General features: G+C 69.3%; 17 protein-coding genes. 7 read left to right on the plus strand and 10 right to left on the minus strand.

Going from position 1 to position 18,273, the window contains the following annotated elements; genetic code table 11:
- The first annotated feature begins 155 nt into the window (after positions 1 to 155).
- Positions 156 to 1,916 (plus strand): hypothetical protein, encoded by a 1,761-nt coding sequence (locus tag AB0F43_RS35655; RefSeq protein WP_360487422.1) that lies wholly within the window; start codon positions 156 to 158, stop codon positions 1,914 to 1,916.
- Here AB0F43_RS35655 and AB0F43_RS35660 read toward each other — a convergent pair.
- Positions 1,913 to 2,890: an NAD(P)-dependent alcohol dehydrogenase gene (locus AB0F43_RS35660; protein ID WP_360487425.1), complete on the minus strand. Its 978-nt coding sequence runs from the start codon at positions 2,888 to 2,890 to the stop codon at positions 1,913 to 1,915. The two genes, AB0F43_RS35655 and AB0F43_RS35660, sit on opposite strands and share 4 nt — an antisense overlap.
- Before the next feature lie 283 nt (positions 2,891 to 3,173).
- On the opposite strand from AB0F43_RS35660, the gene AB0F43_RS35665 reads away from it, so the two are divergent.
- The 3 genes from AB0F43_RS35665 (at position 3,174) to AB0F43_RS35675 (ending at position 6,451) form a co-directional block, all read left to right on the plus strand.
- A complete protein-coding gene (locus tag AB0F43_RS35665) occupies positions 3,174 to 4,202 on the plus strand; it encodes a LacI family DNA-binding transcriptional regulator (protein WP_360487428.1) in 1,029 nt (342 codons plus the stop codon).
- Positions 4,203 to 5,798 carry an FAD-dependent oxidoreductase gene (locus AB0F43_RS35670; protein ID WP_360487431.1) on the plus strand — a complete coding sequence of 532 codons (1,596 nt, stop codon included), beginning with the start codon at positions 4,203 to 4,205 and terminating at the stop codon, positions 5,796 to 5,798. It abuts the gene before it with no gap.
- A 128-nt stretch (positions 5,799 to 5,926) separates the two neighbouring features.
- Entirely contained in the window at positions 5,927 to 6,451 is a 525-nt protein-coding gene (locus tag AB0F43_RS35675) for a dihydrofolate reductase family protein (RefSeq protein WP_360487434.1), read from the plus strand.
- Positions 6,452 to 6,541: 90 nt separating this feature from the next.
- Here the strand turns inward: AB0F43_RS35675 and AB0F43_RS35680 are convergent, their stop codons facing one another.
- The 9 genes from AB0F43_RS35680 to AB0F43_RS35720 form a co-directional block, all read right to left on the minus strand.
- The gene (locus AB0F43_RS35680; RefSeq protein ID WP_360487437.1) at positions 6,542 to 7,360 is read right to left on the minus strand and encodes a hypothetical protein; all 819 of its coding nucleotides are present in this window, start codon (positions 7,358 to 7,360) and stop codon (positions 6,542 to 6,544) included.
- Positions 7,357 to 7,620: a hypothetical protein gene (locus AB0F43_RS35685; RefSeq protein ID WP_360487440.1), complete on the minus strand. Its 264-nt coding sequence runs from the start codon at positions 7,618 to 7,620 to the stop codon at positions 7,357 to 7,359. Before AB0F43_RS35685 ends, AB0F43_RS35680 begins: the two co-directional genes overlap by 4 nt.
- Positions 7,621 to 7,822: 202 nt before the next feature.
- On the minus strand, positions 7,823 to 8,806 hold the full coding sequence (hemB, locus tag AB0F43_RS35690) for a porphobilinogen synthase (protein ID WP_360487443.1): 984 nt from the start codon (positions 8,804 to 8,806) through the stop codon (positions 7,823 to 7,825).
- A 2-nt stretch (positions 8,807 to 8,808) separates the two neighbouring features.
- Positions 8,809 to 10,551: a uroporphyrinogen-III synthase gene (locus tag AB0F43_RS35695; RefSeq protein ID WP_360487446.1), complete on the minus strand. Its 1,743-nt coding sequence runs from the start codon at positions 10,549 to 10,551 to the stop codon at positions 8,809 to 8,811.
- Positions 10,548 to 11,429 (minus strand): hydroxymethylbilane synthase, encoded by an 882-nt coding sequence (gene hemC / locus AB0F43_RS35700; protein WP_360487449.1) that lies wholly within the window; start codon positions 11,427 to 11,429, stop codon positions 10,548 to 10,550. Before hemC ends, AB0F43_RS35695 begins: the two co-directional genes overlap by 4 nt.
- Entirely contained in the window at positions 11,429 to 12,742 is a 1,314-nt protein-coding gene (locus tag AB0F43_RS35705; RefSeq protein WP_360487452.1) for a glutamyl-tRNA reductase, read from the minus strand. The genes hemC and AB0F43_RS35705 overlap by 1 nt, the downstream gene beginning before the upstream one ends.
- A complete protein-coding gene (locus AB0F43_RS35710) occupies positions 12,739 to 13,494 on the minus strand; it encodes a redox-sensing transcriptional repressor Rex (protein ID WP_360487455.1) in 756 nt (251 codons plus the stop codon). Before AB0F43_RS35710 ends, AB0F43_RS35705 begins: the two co-directional genes overlap by 4 nt.
- 114 nt (positions 13,495 to 13,608) lie before the next feature.
- Positions 13,609 to 13,845 carry a glutaredoxin family protein gene (locus AB0F43_RS35715; protein WP_360487458.1) on the minus strand — a complete coding sequence of 79 codons (237 nt, stop codon included), beginning with the start codon at positions 13,843 to 13,845 and terminating at the stop codon, positions 13,609 to 13,611.
- Positions 13,845 to 15,281: an AMP-binding protein gene (locus AB0F43_RS35720; RefSeq protein WP_360487460.1), complete on the minus strand. Its 1,437-nt coding sequence runs from the start codon at positions 15,279 to 15,281 to the stop codon at positions 13,845 to 13,847. The genes AB0F43_RS35715 and AB0F43_RS35720 overlap by 1 nt, the downstream gene beginning before the upstream one ends.
- Positions 15,282 to 15,468: 187 nt before the next feature.
- Between AB0F43_RS35720 and AB0F43_RS35725 the strand changes: the two genes are divergently transcribed.
- The 3 genes from AB0F43_RS35725 (at position 15,469) to AB0F43_RS35735 (ending at position 18,209) form a co-directional block, all read left to right on the plus strand.
- Positions 15,469 to 16,308 (plus strand): HAD-IB family hydrolase, encoded by an 840-nt coding sequence (locus AB0F43_RS35725; protein WP_360487463.1) that lies wholly within the window; start codon positions 15,469 to 15,471, stop codon positions 16,306 to 16,308.
- A 13-nt stretch (positions 16,309 to 16,321) separates the two neighbouring features.
- The gene (locus tag AB0F43_RS35730; protein ID WP_360487466.1) at positions 16,322 to 16,894 is read left to right on the plus strand and encodes a sigma-70 family RNA polymerase sigma factor; all 573 of its coding nucleotides are present in this window, start codon (positions 16,322 to 16,324) and stop codon (positions 16,892 to 16,894) included.
- A 208-nt stretch (positions 16,895 to 17,102) separates the two neighbouring features.
- Positions 17,103 to 18,209: a DUF5667 domain-containing protein gene (locus AB0F43_RS35735; RefSeq protein WP_360487469.1), complete on the plus strand. Its 1,107-nt coding sequence runs from the start codon at positions 17,103 to 17,105 to the stop codon at positions 18,207 to 18,209.
- Positions 18,210 to 18,273 lie beyond the last annotated feature (64 nt).

The following is an 18,273-nucleotide window of genomic DNA, read 5'->3' on the forward strand; positions in this document are numbered from 1 at the left end:
AATGAACCTGGTCCGACCAGATGCGGACAGCTGCGAAGTATTGACAGGACAAAGGTGCAAGGACACAGTACTGGGCATTTGGCAACCGCTTGCCGCCATGTCCCCGGAGGTCCGGCCGGTCAGCGATTGCGTCCCCTGTCCTGTTGGAGGCTTCGATGCAGCGCCGTACGTTCCTCGCCGGATCACTGACCACGCTGACGGTCGGTGCCCTCTACCCGGCCACCGCGGCCGGGACGACCAATGCTGGAGTAGCAGCCGTGGACGAAGACTTCCTCGCCGTACTGACCAAGGCCAACCAGGCGCAGATCCCGCTGGTGCTCGGCAATCTCCAGAACCCGTCCGACAGTGTCCGGGCCGTCGCCCGCAAGGCCCGCCGGCTCGTCTCCGGGTACGTCTGGGGCAAGTCGTCGTACCACCATGACGAGTCGTTGCTGGCGCCGCTGCTCTGGCTGGCCGAGCAGCTCGCGGCGCGCCAGCACGAGGACGGTCTGTACGACGTCGGCAACCTGCACTCGCCGCCGGACAGCTCATTCGCGATCCAGGACGTCTGCATGGTCTACGGCCTGCTCGCCGACGACGACCAGGCGGCGACGAAGCCGCACCGGGCGATTCTCGAGCAGGTCCTGCGCAAGGCCGGGCCGGCGATCGCGGCGGGTGGAGTGCACACGCCCAACCACCGGTGGGAGATCGCGGCGGCACTGGCGCGCACCCATCACCTGTTCCCGGATCGCCGGTACGCCGCCCGCATCGACGACTGGCTCGACGAGGGGATCGACGCGACGCCGGACGGGATCTACAGCGAGCGCAGCTCGACGTACGCGTCCGAGGTCACGAACCACTGCCTGCTCACCGTCGCCTGGCTGCGGAACAAGCCCCAGCTGCTCGAGTACGTCCGGCGCAACCTGGACGCGACGCTGTACTTCATCGAGCCGAACGGCGAGGTCGACACGATCGCGTCCCGGCGCCAGGACCAGAACCGGATCCGCGAGGTGTGGTGGTACCTGACCCAGTTCCGCGAGCTCGCCCTGCACTCGGGTGACGGGCGGTTCTCGACTGTTGCCAAGAGCATCGAGCAGCGCGGCACCGGTGAGATCGGCGACTTCCTGGCCGAGGTGCTGGAACGGCCGGAGATCGCGGCGGTGCTGCCGGCTCCGAAGCCGGCGCCGACCGATTTCGCCCAGCACTTCCCGTCGCAGGCGTCGGCGCGGATCCGGCGGAACACGAAGACCGCGACCGTCTTCGGCGGCACCGACTTCCACGACATCCCGGTGATCGCGTCCGGGCTGTCCACCAACCCGACGTTCTTCAAGCTGCGCAACGGCGCCGCGATCCTCGACTCGGTCCGGCTGTCGCCGCAGTTCTTCAGTACCGGCCACTTCCGCAGCGACGGTATGCGCCGTATCGGCCCGCGCACGTACCAGCTGGCGCAGGAGGTGAAGGTGCCGTACCACCTGCCGCTGCCGAAGCGATACCGGCGAGAGGACGGCCTGTACGCGCTGACTCTGGACGGCCGCTTCTACGCGGCGATGGATTTCCCGCACCGGCCGAAGCAGTACCGGACGCTGCGGACCGAGGTCACGATCGTCGAGCTGGGCAACGGCTGGGACCTGTCCTTCGAGTTCGACGGTGACGAGACGGCATACGCGATCGAGCTCTGCTTCCGATCCGGCGGCACGCTGTCCGGGGTCCAGGCCTTGGATGCTCCCGGCAACTACCAGCTCGTGTCCGGAACCGGCTCCTACACCGTCGGTTCCGACCGCATCGAGTTCGGCCCCGGCAACGGCGCCGCCCGGGTCTCGATGGATCCGGGCGAGCGCTACACCTACCTCGGCGGCAGCCTCACGCCCGACGGCCTCCGTGTGTACCTCACCGGCCGCATCCCGGGCCGCCAAACCCTGCAGCTGCGCACTTCCTAGACGGTGAGGATCACCTTGGCGCGAGCGTGCTCCGTCTCCACGTACCGGATGGCTTCAGCAGCGTCGGCCAAGTGGTAGCTGCGGTCGATGGCCGGGATGAGCTGTCTGTGCTCGGCCATCGACCGGAGCGTCTCGAGGTTCTCCGCGCTCGGCTTCGCGTCGAAGGTCACGATGCGCTGACTGACGAAGCGAGACAGCAGTACGCCGCGCAGGATCAGGCCGACCGGGCCGACCACGCTGCCGCCGCGGGACACACCGCCACCGGACAGGATGAGTGTCCCGCTCGCCGCCAGCGCGCGCCTGAGGTCGCCGAGTGAACGGTTTCCCACCAGGTCGAGCACGATGTCGTACCGCTTGCTGGTGAAGTCGTCCCGCGTGTAGTCGACGACCTCGTCGGCGCCGAGCGACCGCAGCAGGTCGACGTTCTTCGTGCTGCAGACAGCGGTCACCTCCGCGTCGAGCGCTCTGGCGATCTGTACGGCGAACGTCCCGACTCCACCGGAAGCGCCGTTGATCAGGAGCTTCTGTCCCGGCTTCAGCTGAGCCACGTCCCGCAGTCCGACCAGGGCGGTGTTCGCCGCGAGTGGGATCGCGGCCGCCTGCTCGAAGGTCAGGTTGGCCGGCTTGGGGCCGACCACGGTCTCCGGTGCGACGACGTACTCGGCGAACGCTCCGGGGGCTTCGCCGTACACCTCGTCGCCTGGCTTCAAGCGGCGTACTTCGGGCCCGACGGCCTCCACCACACCGGCGAAGTCCGTGCCCAGGACCTGCTTGGGCGCCCGGAGCCCGAACGCCCCCGGATCCATCAGCCGGGCGATGTACGGATCGCCACGCATGACGTGCCAGTCGCGCGCGTTCACCGACGCCGCCCGGACTCGCACAAGCACCTCGTTGCCGACGACTTCGGGCTGGTCGACCTCCTTCATCCCCAGCACCTCCGGCCCGCCGTACCGCTGCTGCCCGACCACCTTCATCCGTGCCCCTCCCGTTCGCTGGCTGTGACGCTATCCGGTGAAGGCGTCCGGGGCATCCGGACGAACCCTGCTCGGTCCCTGGCTACCTCGTCCGGACAGTCGTCTCGAGTACGCCGTCGTGCGGAATGCGGAGGACGTGGGCCGAGTGTTCTCCGGGCGATCGGCGCCAGTCAGTATGCTGTCGCTGCTAATCCGCATTACCACGGGCAATAACCTCTTGACGGCTGTTCGCGGACTGTTCTACGGTTCCCGGCAATGCGTATTACTGCGAAGGATTGATCCCATGCCGGACAAGGCGACCACCCGACTCACCCAGCGCGACATCGCCCGGCTGGCGAAGGTGAGCCAGACGACCGTGTCGCTGGTGCTGAACAACCGCAGCGACGCGTCGGCGCGGATCCCGGCCGAGACCCGGGACCGGGTGCTGAAAGTGATCCGGGAGACCGGATACCAGGCCGATCCGCTGGCCCGCCGGATGGTGCAGCAGCGCAACCAGATCCTCGGCGTGTTCACCTACGAGTCGGTGTTCCCGAGCTCGAGCGGCGACTTCTACCACCCGTTCCTGGCCGGCATCGAGGAGTGTGCCGAGCGGCTCGGCTGGGACCTGCTGCTGTTCACCAGCGCGCCGGTGACGGCGGGCCGGCGGCGGATCTTCCACGAGAACAACCGGCTCCGCATCGCCGACGGCTGCCTGCTCCTCGGTCGTCACATCCCGGGTGACGAGCTGGCCCGGCTGATCGCGGAGGAGTACCCGTTCGTCTCGGTCGGCCGTCGCGACGACGCCGGCGGCCCGGTGCCGTACGTCGGCGCCGACTACGCCCCGGCGACCCGGATCGTGGTGGAGCGGGCCCAGGCGCTCGGCCATCGGCGGATCGCGTTCGCCGGTCCTGGCGCCGGCGCCGAGTCGTCGGCCGATCGGTTGCGGGGATTCCGGCAGGCGGCCGGTGCTCGCGCTCCGCACCTGCCGACAGTCGACCGATCCGGCGGTGACCTGCTCGACAGCCTGCTCGACCAGAAGGTGACCGCCGTCTTCGTGGAGGAGCGGACGGACGCGGTCGCTCTGCTCGCTGCCGCGACCGCACGGGGCGTCGACGTACCGGCCGATCTGTCCGTGATCGCCCTCGGTGACTCGACCCGGCCGGCCGAGAGCGACATCGACCTCACCGGCTTCCACGTGCCTCGCCGAGCCATGGGTCTGCGAGCGGTCGAGCTTCTCGAGGCCGTGCTGAGCGGCACCGCCACCGAGCGCCAACTACTGCTTCCCTGCGAACTGACCGACGGAACCACTCTCACCTCACCGAAAGGTGTGTAGATGCACAGCGATGTACTGATCGTCGGCGGCGGCCTCGGCGGGGTCGCCGCGGCGCTCTCCGCCCTACGGGCCGGCCGTTCGGTGATCCTCACCGAGGAGTTCGACTGGCTCGGCGGTCAGCTGACCAGCCAGGCCGTCCCACCGGACGAGCACACCTGGGTCGAGCAGTTCGGTGTCACGGCGTCGTACCGGGCGCTGCGTGAGGGGATCCGCGACTACTACCGTCACCACTACCCGTTGACCTCGGCGTCACGTGCGGCGGCGCAGCTCAATCCCGGTGCCGGCTATGTGTCCAAGCTCTGTCATGAGCCACGGGTCGCACTGGCTGTGCTCGAAGCGATGCTCGCGCCCCATCGGGCCAGCCGCCGGCTCCAGGTTCTCCAGCCGTTCAAGCCCGTCGCCGCCGAGACCGATGGCGATCGGGTCACCGCGGTGACGGTGCAGCACCGCGACGCCGGCGATCAACTGACGATCACCGCGCCGTACATCCTCGATGCGACCGAGACCGGTGAGCTACTGCCGCTGACCGGGACGGAGTTCGTGACCGGCTTCGAGGCGCAGAGCGAGACGGGTGAGCCGAGCGCGCCCGCCGAGGCACAGCCGCTCAACATGCAGGCCGTGTCGTACTGCTTCGCAATCGATCATGTGGACGGCGATCACGTCGGGGACAAGCCGGCCAACTACTCGTTCTGGCGCAACTACCAGCCCTCGTTCTGGGGTGACCGGCTGCTGTCCTGGACGGCACCCGACCCGCGGACGCTGAAGAGCTCGCTCCGGACGTTCACGCCGAACCCGGACGACGATCCGCTCGCGGTGGTCGCGGACCAGCGCCGTACCGGAGGTGACACGAACCTGTGGACCTTCCGCCGGATCGCCGCCCGCAAGCACTTCGAGCCGGGCGCGTACGACAGCGACATCTGCCTGGTCAACTGGCCGATGATCGACTACTTCGAGGGCCCGGTCATCGACGTACCCGATGCGGACAAGCACCTGGCCGCGGCGAAGGAGTTGTCGCGGGCAGTGTTCTATTGGCTGCAGACCGAGGCTCCGCGTCCCGACGGCGGGGCCGGCTTCCCCGGGTTGCGCCTGCGCGGTGATCTGCTCGGTACGGCGGACGGCCTGGCGCAGGCGCCGTACATCCGGGAGTCCCGGCGGATCAAGGCGGAGTACACGATCGTCGAGCAGGACCTGTCGGTCGCGGTCCGCGGCGATCGGGGCGCGGTCGAGTACGGCGACAGCGTCGGCATCGGGATGTACCGGATCGACCTGCACCCGTCGACCGGTGGCGACAACTACATCGACGTGGCCAGCAGCCCGTTCCGGATCCCGCTCGGGGCGCTGATCCCCCGCCGGGTCGAGAACCTGCTGCCGGCGAACAAGAACCTCGGCACTACCCACATCACCAACGGCTGCTACCGGCTGCACCCGGTCGAATGGAACATCGGCGAGGCAGCCGGTGCGCTCGCGGCCTTCTGCCTGGACCGCGGCGTCAGCCCTCGCGCGGTCCGCAACACCCCGGCCCTGCTCGGCGAGTTCCAGTCCCAACTGGTTGCCCAGGGCATCGAGCTCGGCTGGCCGGCCATCGAAGGCTACTGAGTACCGGCTACTGATGGAGGACCGATGAAGCTACGTGTGCTGACCGCGGCGGCCACCGCCGCGACCCTGTTGACCGCCTGGCCCAGACCGGACTGAAGGGTTGACCAGGTTCGTGGAAAAATGGTCACGTGAGTTTCCACGTGGCTGTTTTCATCGCGACAAGTCTCGACGGGTACATCGCCCGTCCGGACGGGTCGATCGACTGGCTCACCGAGCGCGGCGAGCAGGCGGGCGACACCGGGTACGACGAGTTCCTGGCGTCGGTGGACACCGTCGTCCTCGGCCGGAACACGTACCAGAAGGTGCTCACCTTCGGGTTCTGGCCGTACGAGGGGAAGCAGGTCGAGGTGCTGAGTACGACGCTCGCCCCGGACGCCGATGAGCGGATCATCGTGCACCGCACGCTGGACAGCCTGATCGAGACGCTGAACGACCGCGGCGCCAAACGCGTCTACGCCGACGGCGGCCACGTCATCCAGACCTTCCTCCGGGCCGGCCTGCTGAACGAGCTCACCATCACCACCGCCCCGGTCCTCCTGGGTTCGGGCATTCCGCTCTTCGGTGAGCTGGACCACGACATCGCCCTCACCCACAACGCCACCCGCACCCTCAAAGCCGGCTTCATCCAGTCCGACTACACGATCCACCGCTAGGCGCGCTGCGGTCAGCCCACAACGGCTCCGCCAAATGCGCTCCGGCGACCCTCACCACTCGGCCAACGCCGATTGGGTCCTCACCGCGGCCTAGCGGTCGATGCCTTGGCCCACGTCCCGACCTTGGGACCAGGCGACTCTCGGGTCCTCGACCGTCGCTCCTGGAGTGGTTTGCTGGGAGCGGGGTGTCGGGTTAAGGCCAGCCCGGACGGCGTTGTGCAGGTCGCTGGCACCACTGAGGGCCGCGGCTGAGTCCTGGTCGGCGTTGTAGAAAGGCTGCCCCAGTCCCTTGATCTCGTCGTGGGCTGCGCGGGTCTCACGCCCGACGTTGCTACCGGCCTCGGCGATCATCTGCGCGGTCTGCTGCCGATCGTCGATGTACGTCCCCGAAGTGAGCAGCGTTCGGAGGCTGTCCCGGGCCTTGCCGAGCCGCCAGCCGGCGTCCTCGGCTCCCTCGGTCGCGGCCGTGAGCGCTTCGTCGAAGAGCTCCACCCGCTCGCGCAATTCAGCCACCGTCGGTACGTCCTTCGGCCACTCCTCCTGCCCGGAGCCCTCCGCGCCCGGAGTCAGCTGCTCGAGCTCCTGCAGAGCGCTCCTGGCGGTGCCGATAGCCTGCGCACTCTGGTCCAGCCGGCGGACGGCGTCGTTGACCTCCTCCTGCGCACCGCCCAGCCGACGGAAGACCTGATCCGCGTACGACTGCGCGTTCTCCAGGGGGACGCGTGGCACCTCGTGCTGCAGGACAAGCCTCGCTTGCTGCGGCAACTCGTTGATGTCGGCCTCTGAGCGCCCGATCGCCTCATCGGCGTCCTGCAGGGCACCGTCCGCCAGTCGCATGTGCCTTCGTGCGTCCGCCAGTGCGTCGGTAACCCGGTCACTCAGCAGGACGGCATCCACGTTGACGCTCATTTCTCCACCTCGCCCAGGTCATCGGTGAGTTGGTCGTCGACCGCCAGCGCCGCGCGAAGGGCCGCGCGAGCCGAGCGAACACCGTTGCGCGCGGCCCGCAACTCCGTGGCCACCTGCTGCAGTTGCTCGCCCTCGCCCCCGGAAGCGCCCGAGACCCTGCCCGACGGCTGATCCTGCACGGCCAACACTTCCTCTCGAACGACGAAACACTCGCCCAGGAGCGTATCCCGGGCCCGGACCACCTCCTCACGGTTGTCCACAGCCCCCGCCCCGGCGACGAGGCGGTAGTCGGTCGGGCGTGACGAAGGATCGCGCAGCCCACGGGCGAGATGCCCGCAAGGGAGGGCCGCGTGGGTCAGATCCAGTACCTCAGCGGTGGAGGGTCTGGCTGGTCCGTCGGGGCGATGACGCCGGTCGTGCTCGGTGCGCGTCCCCTGGTTCTGCCGGGCGGACGGCCTCTGGTCAGCGGTTGAGGAGGTGGGCTGCTTCGGCGGCCCAGTAGGTGAGGATGGTGTCGGCGCCGGCTCGGCGGATGGAGGTGAGGGTTTCGAGGATGGCGCGGTCGCGGTCGATCCAGCCGTTGGCGGCGGCGGCTTCCACCATGGCGTACTCGCCGGAGATGTTGTACGCCGCGACAGGGACGTTCACGTGGTCGCGGATCTGGCGGATGATGTCGAGGTAGGCGAGGGCCGGCTTGACCATCACGATGTCGGCGCCTTCGGCGAGGTCCAGATCGACCTCGCGGATCGCCTCGCGGGCGTTGGCGCCGTCCTGCTGATACGTCTTGCGGTCGCCCTTCAAGGACGAGGCGACGGCTTCGCGGAACGGCCCGTAGAACGCCGACGCATACTTCACGGCGTACGCCAGGATCACCGTGTCGACGAAACCGGCCGCATCCAGAGCAGTACGGACCGCGCCGACCTGGCCGTCCATCATCCCGGACGGCCCGACGACGTGCGCGCCGGCGGTGGCGTGCGCGACGCCCATCTCGGCGTAGATCTTCAGCGTCGCGTCGTTGTCGACCCGGCCGGAAGCGTCCAGCACCCCGCAGTGCCCGTGCGACGTGAACTCGTCCAGGCAGAGATCCGACATCACCAGCAACGCGTCCCCGGCCTCAGAGACCGCGTCGCTGATCGCGACATTGAGGATCCCGGACGGATCGAGCGCTCCTGAGCCGACCTCGTCCTTCTCAGCAGGTACGCCGTACAGCATGACCCCACCGAGCCCGAGCTGAGCCGCCTCCGCGATCGCCTTACGGGCGGTGTCCCGGGTGTGCTGGACGACGCCCGGCATCGACTTGATCGCGATCGGCTCGCGGGCGCCTTCCCGGATGAACATCGGCAGGATCAGCTGCCGAGGCTCGAGGGTGGTCTCCGCGACCAGCCTGCGCACCGCCGCCGACGACCGAAGCCGCCGCGGCCTGACCTCCGGGAAACCACCAGACACGATCAGCTCTTTCGACGAGATCCCGAGCGACGCTCGGACGGACGGGTGACCGGTTCACCGGCCCCGATCATGGTGTCACGCCGGTCGGCGCCGAAGCGAGCGAGGGCGTCGGCCAGCTCCTCGGCGGACGGCGTCTCGGCCATCGCGTCGACCCGCAGCCCATGCTCCTCGGCCGTCTTCAGCGTCGCCGGGCCGATCACCGCGATCACCGTCGAGGCGTGCGGCTTGCCGGCGATGCCGACCAGGTTGCGCACCGTCGAGGACGAGGTGAAAACGACCGCGTCGAACTTGCCGGACTTGATCGCCTCGCGGGTCGGCGCGGGCGGCGGAGCGGCCCGCACGGTCCGGTACGCCGTCACGTCGTCGACCTCCCAGCCGAGATCGGTCAGCCCGGCGACCAGGGTCTCGGTGGCGATGTCGGCCCGCGGCAGGAAGACCCGGTTGATCGGGTCCAGCACCTCGTCGAACGGCGGCCAGTCCTCGACCAGGCCGGCGGCGGACTGCTCACCGGACGGGACCAGGTCCGGACGGATGCCCCAGGCACCGATCGCCTCGGCGGTCTTGTCGCCGACCGCGGCGATCTTCAGCCCGGAGAACGCCCGCGCGTCCAGGCCGTACTCGTCGAACTTCTCCCGGACCGCCTTGACCGCGTTGACCGAGGTGAACGCGACCCACTCGTACCGGCCCTCGACCAGGCCGCGGATCGCCTTGTCCATCTGCTGCGGGTTGCGCGGCGGCTCGACCGAGATCGTCGGCACCTCTTCCGGCATCGCGCCGTACCGCCGCAGCCGGTCCATCAGCGGACCGGCCTGGTCCTTGGTGCGCGGCACCAGGATCCGCCAGCCGAACAGCGGCTTGGTCTCGAACCAGGACAGCGTCTCGCGCTGCTCGACCACGGAACCGACCACGATGACGGCCTCGCCGGTCACCTTGGCCGCGCGCAGGTCGGCGACGATCGTGTCCAACGTGCCGACCACGCTGGTCTGCGAGGTCGTCGTACCGCCGACCGTGGCGGCGACCGGGGTGGTCGCGTCGAAACCGGCCTCGACCAGCGCGGCGACGGTGTCCTTCAGGACGTCGGTCGCGTTCAGCAGCACCAGCGTCTGCTTCGGGTGCAGCCGGGTCAGGTCGAGCTTGGCCTCGGCGAGGTCGAGCACGGTGACCTCGCGGTCACCCTTCATCGTCAGCGGGATACCGGCGTACGTCGGCACCGCGCTGACCTCGCTGACACCGGGGATGACGTTGAACCCGATGCCGGCCTTCTTGCACGCGGCCGCCTCCTCGGCGCCGCTGGAGAAGGTGAACGGATCGCCGGTCAGCAGGCGTACGACGTTCGCCGCGGACTTGGCCGTCTTTACCACCAGCCGGGCCCGGGCGGCGACCTTCAGTGCCCGGCTGCCCTCGGCGCCGGACCCGTCGACCACCTCGACACCCGGCTTGCAGTACGCCAGGAAGGCGTCGTGCTCGGGGCCTTCGACCACCACGGCGTCGGCGTTCGCCAGGACGTCGCGGCCGGCCAGCGTCAGCAGGGCGGGGTCGCCCGGCCCGACGCCGACGAAGGTGACGTGGCCGAGTGGTCTGGTCGGCTTGACCGTGCTGGTGGCGGCAGCCTTCGCCGGCACTTTCTGAGGTGTCCTGGATGCCGCGGTGGCCGCTGTCTTCGCGCTGCTCACGTCTGCCTTCGCCCTCGTCCTCGTCCTGCTGCTCGTCTTCTTGGCCGTCGTCGTGCCCTGTGCCGGTGTCATATTCGCTCCAGCAGCTCGTTCGCCAGCGCCTTGCCCAGTGACACCGGGTCGTCCACCGGCCCGTTCGCCGACAGTCGCCGTACGCCGTCTTCCTGGCCGAGCGCTCCCCGCAGCCACAGCTCCGGGCCGTCCTCACCTTCGACCACCTCGGCGAGGGCGCCGACCGGAGCCGTGCACCCTGCCTCGAGAGTGGCAAGCATCTGCCGCTCCGCCGTCACCGCTGCCCGCGTGGCCGCGTCCTCCAGCGGCGCCAGGGCAGCCAGCACCTCGGCGTCGTCCGCCCGGCACTCGATGCCCAGGGCACCTTGTCCCGGCGCGGGCAGGACCTGAATCGGATCCAGCGTCTCGGTCACCTCGGCGAGCCGTCCCAACCGGGACAACCCTGCCCTTGCGAGCACCACCGCGTCCAATTTGCCATCGGCCACCAGGCCGATCCTGGTATCCACGTTGCCGCGGATCCCGGTGCATTCAAGGCCAAGGCCGAGCGCGTCCAGCTGCGCGACCCGGCGGGGCGAGCCGGTGCCGACCAGGGCCCCGGCCTGTAGCTCGCCGAGGGTCAGTCCGTCGCGGGCGACCAGCACGTCCCGCGGGTCCTCGCGCACCGGCACGGCGCCGATGGTCAGGCCGTCGACCGGTGCGGTCGGCAGGTCCTTGAGCGAGTGAACGGCGATGTCGATCTCTCCTGCCAGCAGGGCGTCGCGCAGCGCGCTGACGAAGACGCCGGTGCCGCCGATCTGCTCCAGCGGTGCCTTGTTGACGTCGCCGGTGGTCACGATCGGGACCAGCTCGACCTCGTGCCCGAGGGCGCGCAACTGGTCGGCCACCCAGGTCGCCTGCGCGGTCGCCAGGGCGGACCGCCGCGTACCGAGCCTGATCATCAGCGGTCACCTCCGGTCGCGTCGGCGCGGGTGTTGCTTGTCTCTTCCGGCGTCTTCGCGGCGGTGACCGCGTCGACGGTGGCCGGGTCCAGCGCGAACAGCTCGCGGAGTGCGTCGGCGTACGTCGGCCCGCCCGGGTCGGCAGCCAGTTCCTTCACCCGCACCGTCGGGGTGTGCAGCACCTTGTCGACCACTCGGCGGATGGTCCGGGCCACCTCGTGCCGCTGGGTGTCGTCCAGTCCGGGCAGCTTGCGATCCAGCCGGGCCAGCTCGGACTCGACCAGCTCGGTCGCCATCGCCCGCAGCGCGACCACGGTCGGTGCCACCGACGCGGCCCGCCGGGTTGCCTCGAACGAACCCGTCTCCGCCGAGACGATCCGCCGTACCTCGTCGATGTCGTCCTCGCTGCCGCCCGCCGTACTGGCGAGGTCGGCCAGCGTGACGAGCGTGACGCCGGGGATCTGGGCCGCCTCGGGCGCGACGTCGCGCGGCAGGGCGACGTCCAGTACGCCGAACGGGCGCCCGTCGGTCGCGTTCCGGATCATCTCCTCGGTCAGTACGACGCCGCGCGCGCCGGTGCAGGACACGACCAGATCGGCGTCGGCCAGCGCGTCGGGCACAGCCGCGAGCTGAACCGCCGTACCGCCGACCCGATCGGCCAGCGCCACCGCGCGGTCGTAGTTGCGGTTGGCAATGGTCACGCTCGCCGCGCCGCCGGCCAGCAAGGTCTGCGCGGCCAGTGAGGCCATCGAGCCGGCGCCGACGATCAGGGCCCGGCGGCCCTCGAAACCGCCGACCGCGTCGAGACCGGCGGACACGACCGAACGTCCGGCCGAGTCGATACCAGTCTCGGTCCGGGCCCGCTTGCCGACCCGCAACGCGTGCTGGAACAGGGCGTTCAGCTCGGTGCCGATCGTCTCCAGGTCCTGCCCGACGCGCAGCGAGTCCTTCACCTGGCCGAGGATCTGGCTCTCGCCGACGACCATCGAGTCCAGCCCGACCGCGACCTGGAACAGGTGCGCGACGGCACCTTCCTCGAAGTGCACGTAGAGGTGCTCGGCCAGATCCAGCAGCGGTACGCCGGTGATGTCGGAGAGAATCGCGGTGACCTCGTCCATCCCGGCGTGGAACCGGTCGACGGTCGCGTAGACCTCGGTCCGGTTGCAGGTGGCCAGGACCGCGGACTCGGAGACGGCCGGGGTGAGTTTGACGGCCAGGGCCAGCTTGGTCGCCGCGTCCGCGTCGAGCGCCACCCGCTCGAGCACGTTGATGTCGGCAGAGCGGTGGCTGATCCCGACGACCAGGTAGCTCATGCGCCGACACCCCCGCCAACGCTGGGCAGATCGGTGAGACCGTTCATCGCTGGTAGCTCGGGCACCTCGGGGAGCGCCGCCTCTCCGGACTTTCGTTGTTCGTGGTACGCCAGGATCTGCAACTCGATCGAGAGGTCCACCTTGCGGATGTCGACGCCGGCGGGCACGGACAGCACCACCGGCGCGAAGTTCAGGATGCTGGTCACCCCGGCGGCGACCAGCCGGTCGCACACCTCCTGGGCCGGGCCGGCGGGGGTGGTGATGACCCCGATCGAGACCCGGTCGGCCTTCACGATGTCCTCGATCTGGGCGAAGTCGCGGACCTCCATGTCGCCGACCCGCTCGCCGATCAGGTTGGGGTCGGCGTCCAGCAGCGCCACGATCCGGAACCCGCGGGTGCCGAAACCGGAGTAGTTCGCCAGCGCGTGACCCAGGTTTCCGATCCCGACGATGACCACGGCCCAGTCCTGGGTGACGCCGATCTCCCGGGCGATCTGGTAGCGCAGGTACTCGACGTCGTACCCGACGCCGCGGGTGCCGTAGGAGCCCAGGTAGGACAGGTCCTTGCGCAGCTTGGCCGAGTTCACCCCGGCCGCGGTCGCCAGGTCCTCGCTCGACGCGGTGGCGATACCGCTGTCCGACAGAGCGGTCAGGGCACGCAGATACACCGGCAAGCGCGCGACAGTCGCCTCGGGAATGCCGCGTTCGGTTCTCGTCGGCGGGCCGGGGCGACGGCTGCTGGCACGCGTCACAATTCTCCTGGGAACGGTCGTTCAGGCCGCGGTCTGACGGCCGCCGGCCCTTCTTACTCTAGGAGCTTGTGAACGTGAGAACAAAATCGGCGACGGCCAGGGTGACCGACAGCACTAAGCGGTGAGCGCCTTTCGGAGTCTGGCCGGGTCTACGCGCCAGAAGTCGTGTTGCCTGCCGTCGACGAAGGTGACCGGGATCTGCTCGCCGTACTCGGTGAACAACCGGTCATCCTGCGTGATGTCGACCTCGGTCCAGCCGACGCCCAACTCGGCGCAGACCTGCTCGATGATCGCCCGGGCGTCGTCGCAGAGATGACAGCCGGGTTTGCCGTAGAGCGTGACCCGGGTCATTACCGCAGCCGGCCCTTCGCCACCTTGCCGGTGACCGAGTGCGGCAGGTGATCGACCACCTCGATCTCCACCGGGCATTTGAACCGCGCCAGCCGGGTCCCGGCGTGCTCCCGGACCTCGGCCGGGTCCACCGCCGCCCCGGTCTCGGGTACGACGAACGCCTTCACCGCTTCCCCGGTCTCCTCGGACGGTACGCCGATGACCGCGGCCTCGCGGACCCCCGGAGCACCGACCAGGACCTCCTCGACCTCGCTCGGGAAGACGTTGAAGCCCGACACGATGATCAGCTCCCGCAGCCGGTCGACCAGGAACAGATCGCCGTCGGCGTCCAGGAATCCGACATCGCCGGTGCGGTACCAGCCGTTCTCGTCCGGCCCGTCGACGCCGCCCGGCCAGTAGCCGGAGAACAGGTTGCCGCCGCGGATCAGGATCTCGCCGGGATCGTCACCTTCGACGTCCTCACCCTGCTCGTCGGCGACCCGGAGCTCGACGTTCGGCAGCGGGCGGCCGACCGAGCCCGGTTTCGGGTCCTCCTGGCCGAGGGTGGTGGTGACACCGGGAGATGCCTCGGTCAGGCCGTAGCCCTGGTGGACGAACTTCCCGGTCTCGCGCTCGAACCGCTCGGCCAAGGCGCGATCGAGGGTCGACGCGCCGGTGAGGACGACCTTGACCGTTCGCAACGCGTCGCGGAGGTCGGGCCGGGCCAGCAGGGCGCTCAAGGCCGGTGGTGCGAGTGGCAGCCGGGTCACGCCGTACTTGCCGATCAGGTCGAGGGTGTGGACGGAGTCGAAGCGCTGGTCGACGACGAGCATCGCGCCGGTCGCGACGGCCCAGCCGAGGACCGCGTTCAGGCCGAACGCGTGGAACATCGGGAGCACGGCGAGGACGACGTCCTCCGGACCCATCCGCTCCTCGCCGAGCGCGGAGAGATTCTTGACGTTCGCGGCCAGCGCGCGGTGGGACAGCATCGCGGCGCGCGGGTCCCCACTGGTGCCCGAGGTGTAGAGCAGGACCGCGAGAGTTTCCGGGTCAAGGGACGGCAGTAACGGCGCGTCACCCTCGAGCTCGCCGGCCCGGACCGTTCGCAGGCCTTCGATCTTGCCCGCGAGGTCCCCGTCGGCCACCGCCAGCCGGGCGCCGGAGTGCTCGATGACGGCACTGATCTCGGTCGCCGTCAGGCCCGTGTTCAGCGGTACCGCGACCAGGCCGGCGCGAAGAATCCCCAGGTAGGACGTGACGAAGTCGACGCTGTTGGCCATCAGCAGGATGACCCGGTACCCCGGCACCAGGCCGGTCGCCGAGAACCCCTGGGCAGCCCTGTCGACGGCGGCGTCGAGCTCACTCCAGGTCAGCCGCCGGTCGCCGTCGACCAGCGCGAGACGTTCGCCGTGACGTTGCGCTGTGTCACGAAGAATGTCCGCGAAATTGAAGTTCACCAGGCGAGTCTGCCACGTTCGCCCGGGCACGGCGCCGGGGGCCGGGGGCCGGTTCGAGACGGTGCCGCGCAGTTCGGCGCGGAGCTCGGTCAGGTGACGCGCAGTAGGCGACAGGGTGGGGCTCCGTGCTCTAAGGTCCTCACACATGGCTGGGGGTTCTTCGCGCAATTTGCGCGCGAGGTCTGTGGTGGCGGGGGAAGCCAGCGCGGCCGCGGCCGAGCTGGAGGCGGCGCTGGAGACGCCGCCGGTGCCGGACGTGGCGGCGTTCTTCGACGTGGACAACACGATGCTGCAGGGCGCCTCGATGTTCCATCTGGCCCGTGGGCTCTACCGCCGGAAGTTCTTCACCACCGGCGAGATAGCGCAGAAAGCCCTTGCTCAGTTGAGGTTCAGGCTCCAGGGCGAGACGCCGGACTCGGTCGCGAAAGCGCGGTCCGCGGCGCTGTCGTTCATCGCCGGTCACCGGGTGGCCGAGGTCCAGATCCTGGTCGAGGAGATCTTCGACGAGATCATGGCCGACCGGATCTGGCCGGGGACCCGGGCGCTGGCCCAGCAGCACCTCGATGCCGGCGAACGCGTCTGGCTGGTGACAGCGGCTCCGGTCGAGGTCGCCCGGCTGCTCGCCAGGCGACTGGGACTGACCGGCGCGCTCGGAACGGTTGCAGCAGAGCGTGACGGGATATATACAGGTGAACTCGTGGGCGACATCCTCCATGGCCCGGCCAAGGCGGAGGCCGTCCGCGCGCTCGCGGCGCACGAGGGGTTGAACCTGGCCTCCTGTGCGGCGTACTCGGACTCGGTGAACGACTTGCCGTTGCTCGAGCTGGTGGGGAATCCGTGCGCGATCAACCCCGACAGCAGGCTGCGCCGCCACGCGGAAGTAGCCGGCTGGCGCATTCGTGACTATCGGACCGGACGAAAGGCGGCACGCCTCGGACTGTTGACAGCGGGTGCTTCAGCCGTGACGCTCGGTGCTGTCTCAGCCGCTGTGGCCATTCGCGGATGTGTCAGAAGACGTGTCAGTTGAACGGGGAGAAATCTTGACGACGCCGGAGCCAAGCCCGGACGGGATGAGACGTGCGGAGCTCGTCGATCGCGCCCAGGCCGGGGACGTCGGTGCCTTCGGTGAGCTGTACGACGAGTACTCGCTCACCGTCTATCGCTACATCTACGCGCGGGTGTCGTCATCGGCACTCGCCGAGGACCTGACCAGTGAGACGTTCGTCCGGGCGCTGCGCGCGCTGGACTCGTTCCGCTGGCAGGGCCGGGACTTCGGCGCCTGGCTGGTGACGATCGCCCGGAACCTCATCACCGACCACTACAAGTCCGGCCGGGTCCGGCTCGAGGTGGTCACGGACGAGATCGAGACGCACGACCGGCAGACCGAGGGGCCGGAGGTCGACGTACTGGCCGCCGCCACCGCCGACGTACTGCGGGACGCCGTCGCGGCCTTGCCCGAGGAGCAGCGCGACTGCCTGACGATGCGGTTCTTCGCCGGTTTGTCCATCGCGGAAACGGCCAAGGCGCTGGAGAAGTCCGAAGGCGCCGTCAAGCAACTGCAACTGAGGGCCGTACGGCACTTGGCGAAGGTTATCCCCAAGGACTTGAGGTGACGCGGATGACAACGAATGTCTTTCGTAACCCGTCAGGGAGTTTCCTCGTTTGCCTGATGAGGACCTGTCGGTGACCCCGACTGGCCATTGAGGAGAACGAGAACTCATGAGTGACCTACACAGGGCTCGAGCGCGCGCGGAGACCTTCGCGCACGCCGTCGATCACGGGCCCCGTCACTCTTCGCGACTGAGCGATGACCCCGAGCTGATGGAAGCTGTGGAACTCGTCGGACGGCTGAGGACCGCCGGCGCAGTGGCACCGCGACCGGAGTTCAGTGCCGAGTTGCGGCACCGCCTGATGGAGCAGGCGGCGGCGCGATCGGCAACGACGACTCCGACGATGGTGCGCAGCACTCCGGACGACTCGGACGACCCGCCGCCCCGCGAGGACGTCGACGCGTCCGTAACAGATATCCGCCATCGTCACGGCCGGCGCATCCGGCTCGTGGCCAGTACCGCCGCGCTGGTCCTGCTCGGAGGTGGCATCGGTTCTGCCGCCGCCGCTCAGCAGGCGATGCCCGGTGACACCTTGTACGGGATGAAGCGCAGCATCGAGAACGTCTCCACCAACGTCAGCGTCGGGGACGACTCCCGGGGCCGGCGCGATCTCGAGCACGCGATGACCCGGCTGTCCGAAGTCCGCGCGCTGGCCGAGTCCGGCGGCGACGTGGGCACGATCAACTCGACTCTCGACGACTTCTCGGCACAGGCCCGCAAGGGCGTGTCCCGGCTGGTCGCGTCGTACCAGCAGGACGGCGACGCCGGCTCGATCGCGGCGATCACGGGGTTCATCACCGGTGCCCGCCAGGCTCTTGGTGAGCTCGCACCGAAACTGCCGCCGGAATCGCTGAAGTCCGCCGTCGAGGCGCTCGCCACCATCGAGCAGCTGGCCCAGCACACCACGGCCGCCTGCCCGAAGTGCGAGCAGCCGAAGCCGGCCAAGGGCGCCAACCAGCCGGCCGCGCCGGCCACCGGGACCGGCAGCGAGCCGACCACCCCGGTCACCGGTAGGCCGAGCGCCAAGCCGTCCAGCAAACCGACCACGGGTGAGAGTGTCCAGCCGAGTTCGGCGCCGAGCCAGCTCCCGGACACGACGATCGTGCAGGAGTCCAACACTCCTCCGCCGAGTCTGAAGACACCGCCGAAGTCGTCTGCGTCCTCCACCCCGCCGACCATCCCCCCGGTCGTCGTCCCCACTGTCCCCACACCAGGCACCACCCAATGGCCCTGGCCCTTCCCGACCCTGCCCCTCCCCACCACCCCCGCCATCAACCTCCCCGGCGTCATCCAGACCCTCCTTCCCCCGTGGAAGTAGCAGGTCCCTGACACCAAGAAGCCCGGCGCGAACCCCGCGCCGGGCTTTCTTCTTCCCCAGGCAG

The sequence above is a fragment of the Kribbella sp. NPDC023972 genome, assembly GCF_040639075.1.
Classification (GTDB): domain Bacteria; phylum Actinomycetota; class Actinomycetes; order Propionibacteriales; family Kribbellaceae; genus Kribbella.

Coding starts and splice junctions, on each gene's coding strand:
- hemC (WP_360487449.1), bottom strand. CDS start 11,429: ATGATCAGGCTCGGTACGCGGCGGTCCGCCCTGGCGACCGCGCAGGCG.
- AB0F43_RS35735 (WP_360487469.1), top strand. CDS start 17,103: ATGGAAGCTGTGGAACTCGTCGGACGGCTGAGGACCGCCGGCGCAGTG.
- AB0F43_RS35715 (WP_360487458.1), bottom strand. CDS start 13,845: ATGACCCGGGTCACGCTCTACGGCAAACCCGGCTGTCATCTCTGCGAC.
- AB0F43_RS35665 (WP_360487428.1), top strand. CDS start 3,174: ATGCCGGACAAGGCGACCACCCGACTCACCCAGCGCGACATCGCCCGG.
- AB0F43_RS35670 (WP_360487431.1), top strand. CDS start 4,203: ATGCACAGCGATGTACTGATCGTCGGCGGCGGCCTCGGCGGGGTCGCC.
- AB0F43_RS35680 (WP_360487437.1), bottom strand. CDS start 7,360: ATGAGCGTCAACGTGGATGCCGTCCTGCTGAGTGACCGGGTTACCGAC.
- AB0F43_RS35695 (WP_360487446.1), bottom strand. CDS start 10,551: ATGACACCGGCACAGGGCACGACGACGGCCAAGAAGACGAGCAGCAGG.
- AB0F43_RS35660 (WP_360487425.1), bottom strand. CDS start 2,890: ATGAAGGTGGTCGGGCAGCAGCGGTACGGCGGGCCGGAGGTGCTGGGG.
- AB0F43_RS35705 (WP_360487452.1), bottom strand. CDS start 12,742: ATGAGCTACCTGGTCGTCGGGATCAGCCACCGCTCTGCCGACATCAAC.
- AB0F43_RS35655 (WP_360487422.1), top strand. CDS start 156: ATGCAGCGCCGTACGTTCCTCGCCGGATCACTGACCACGCTGACGGTC.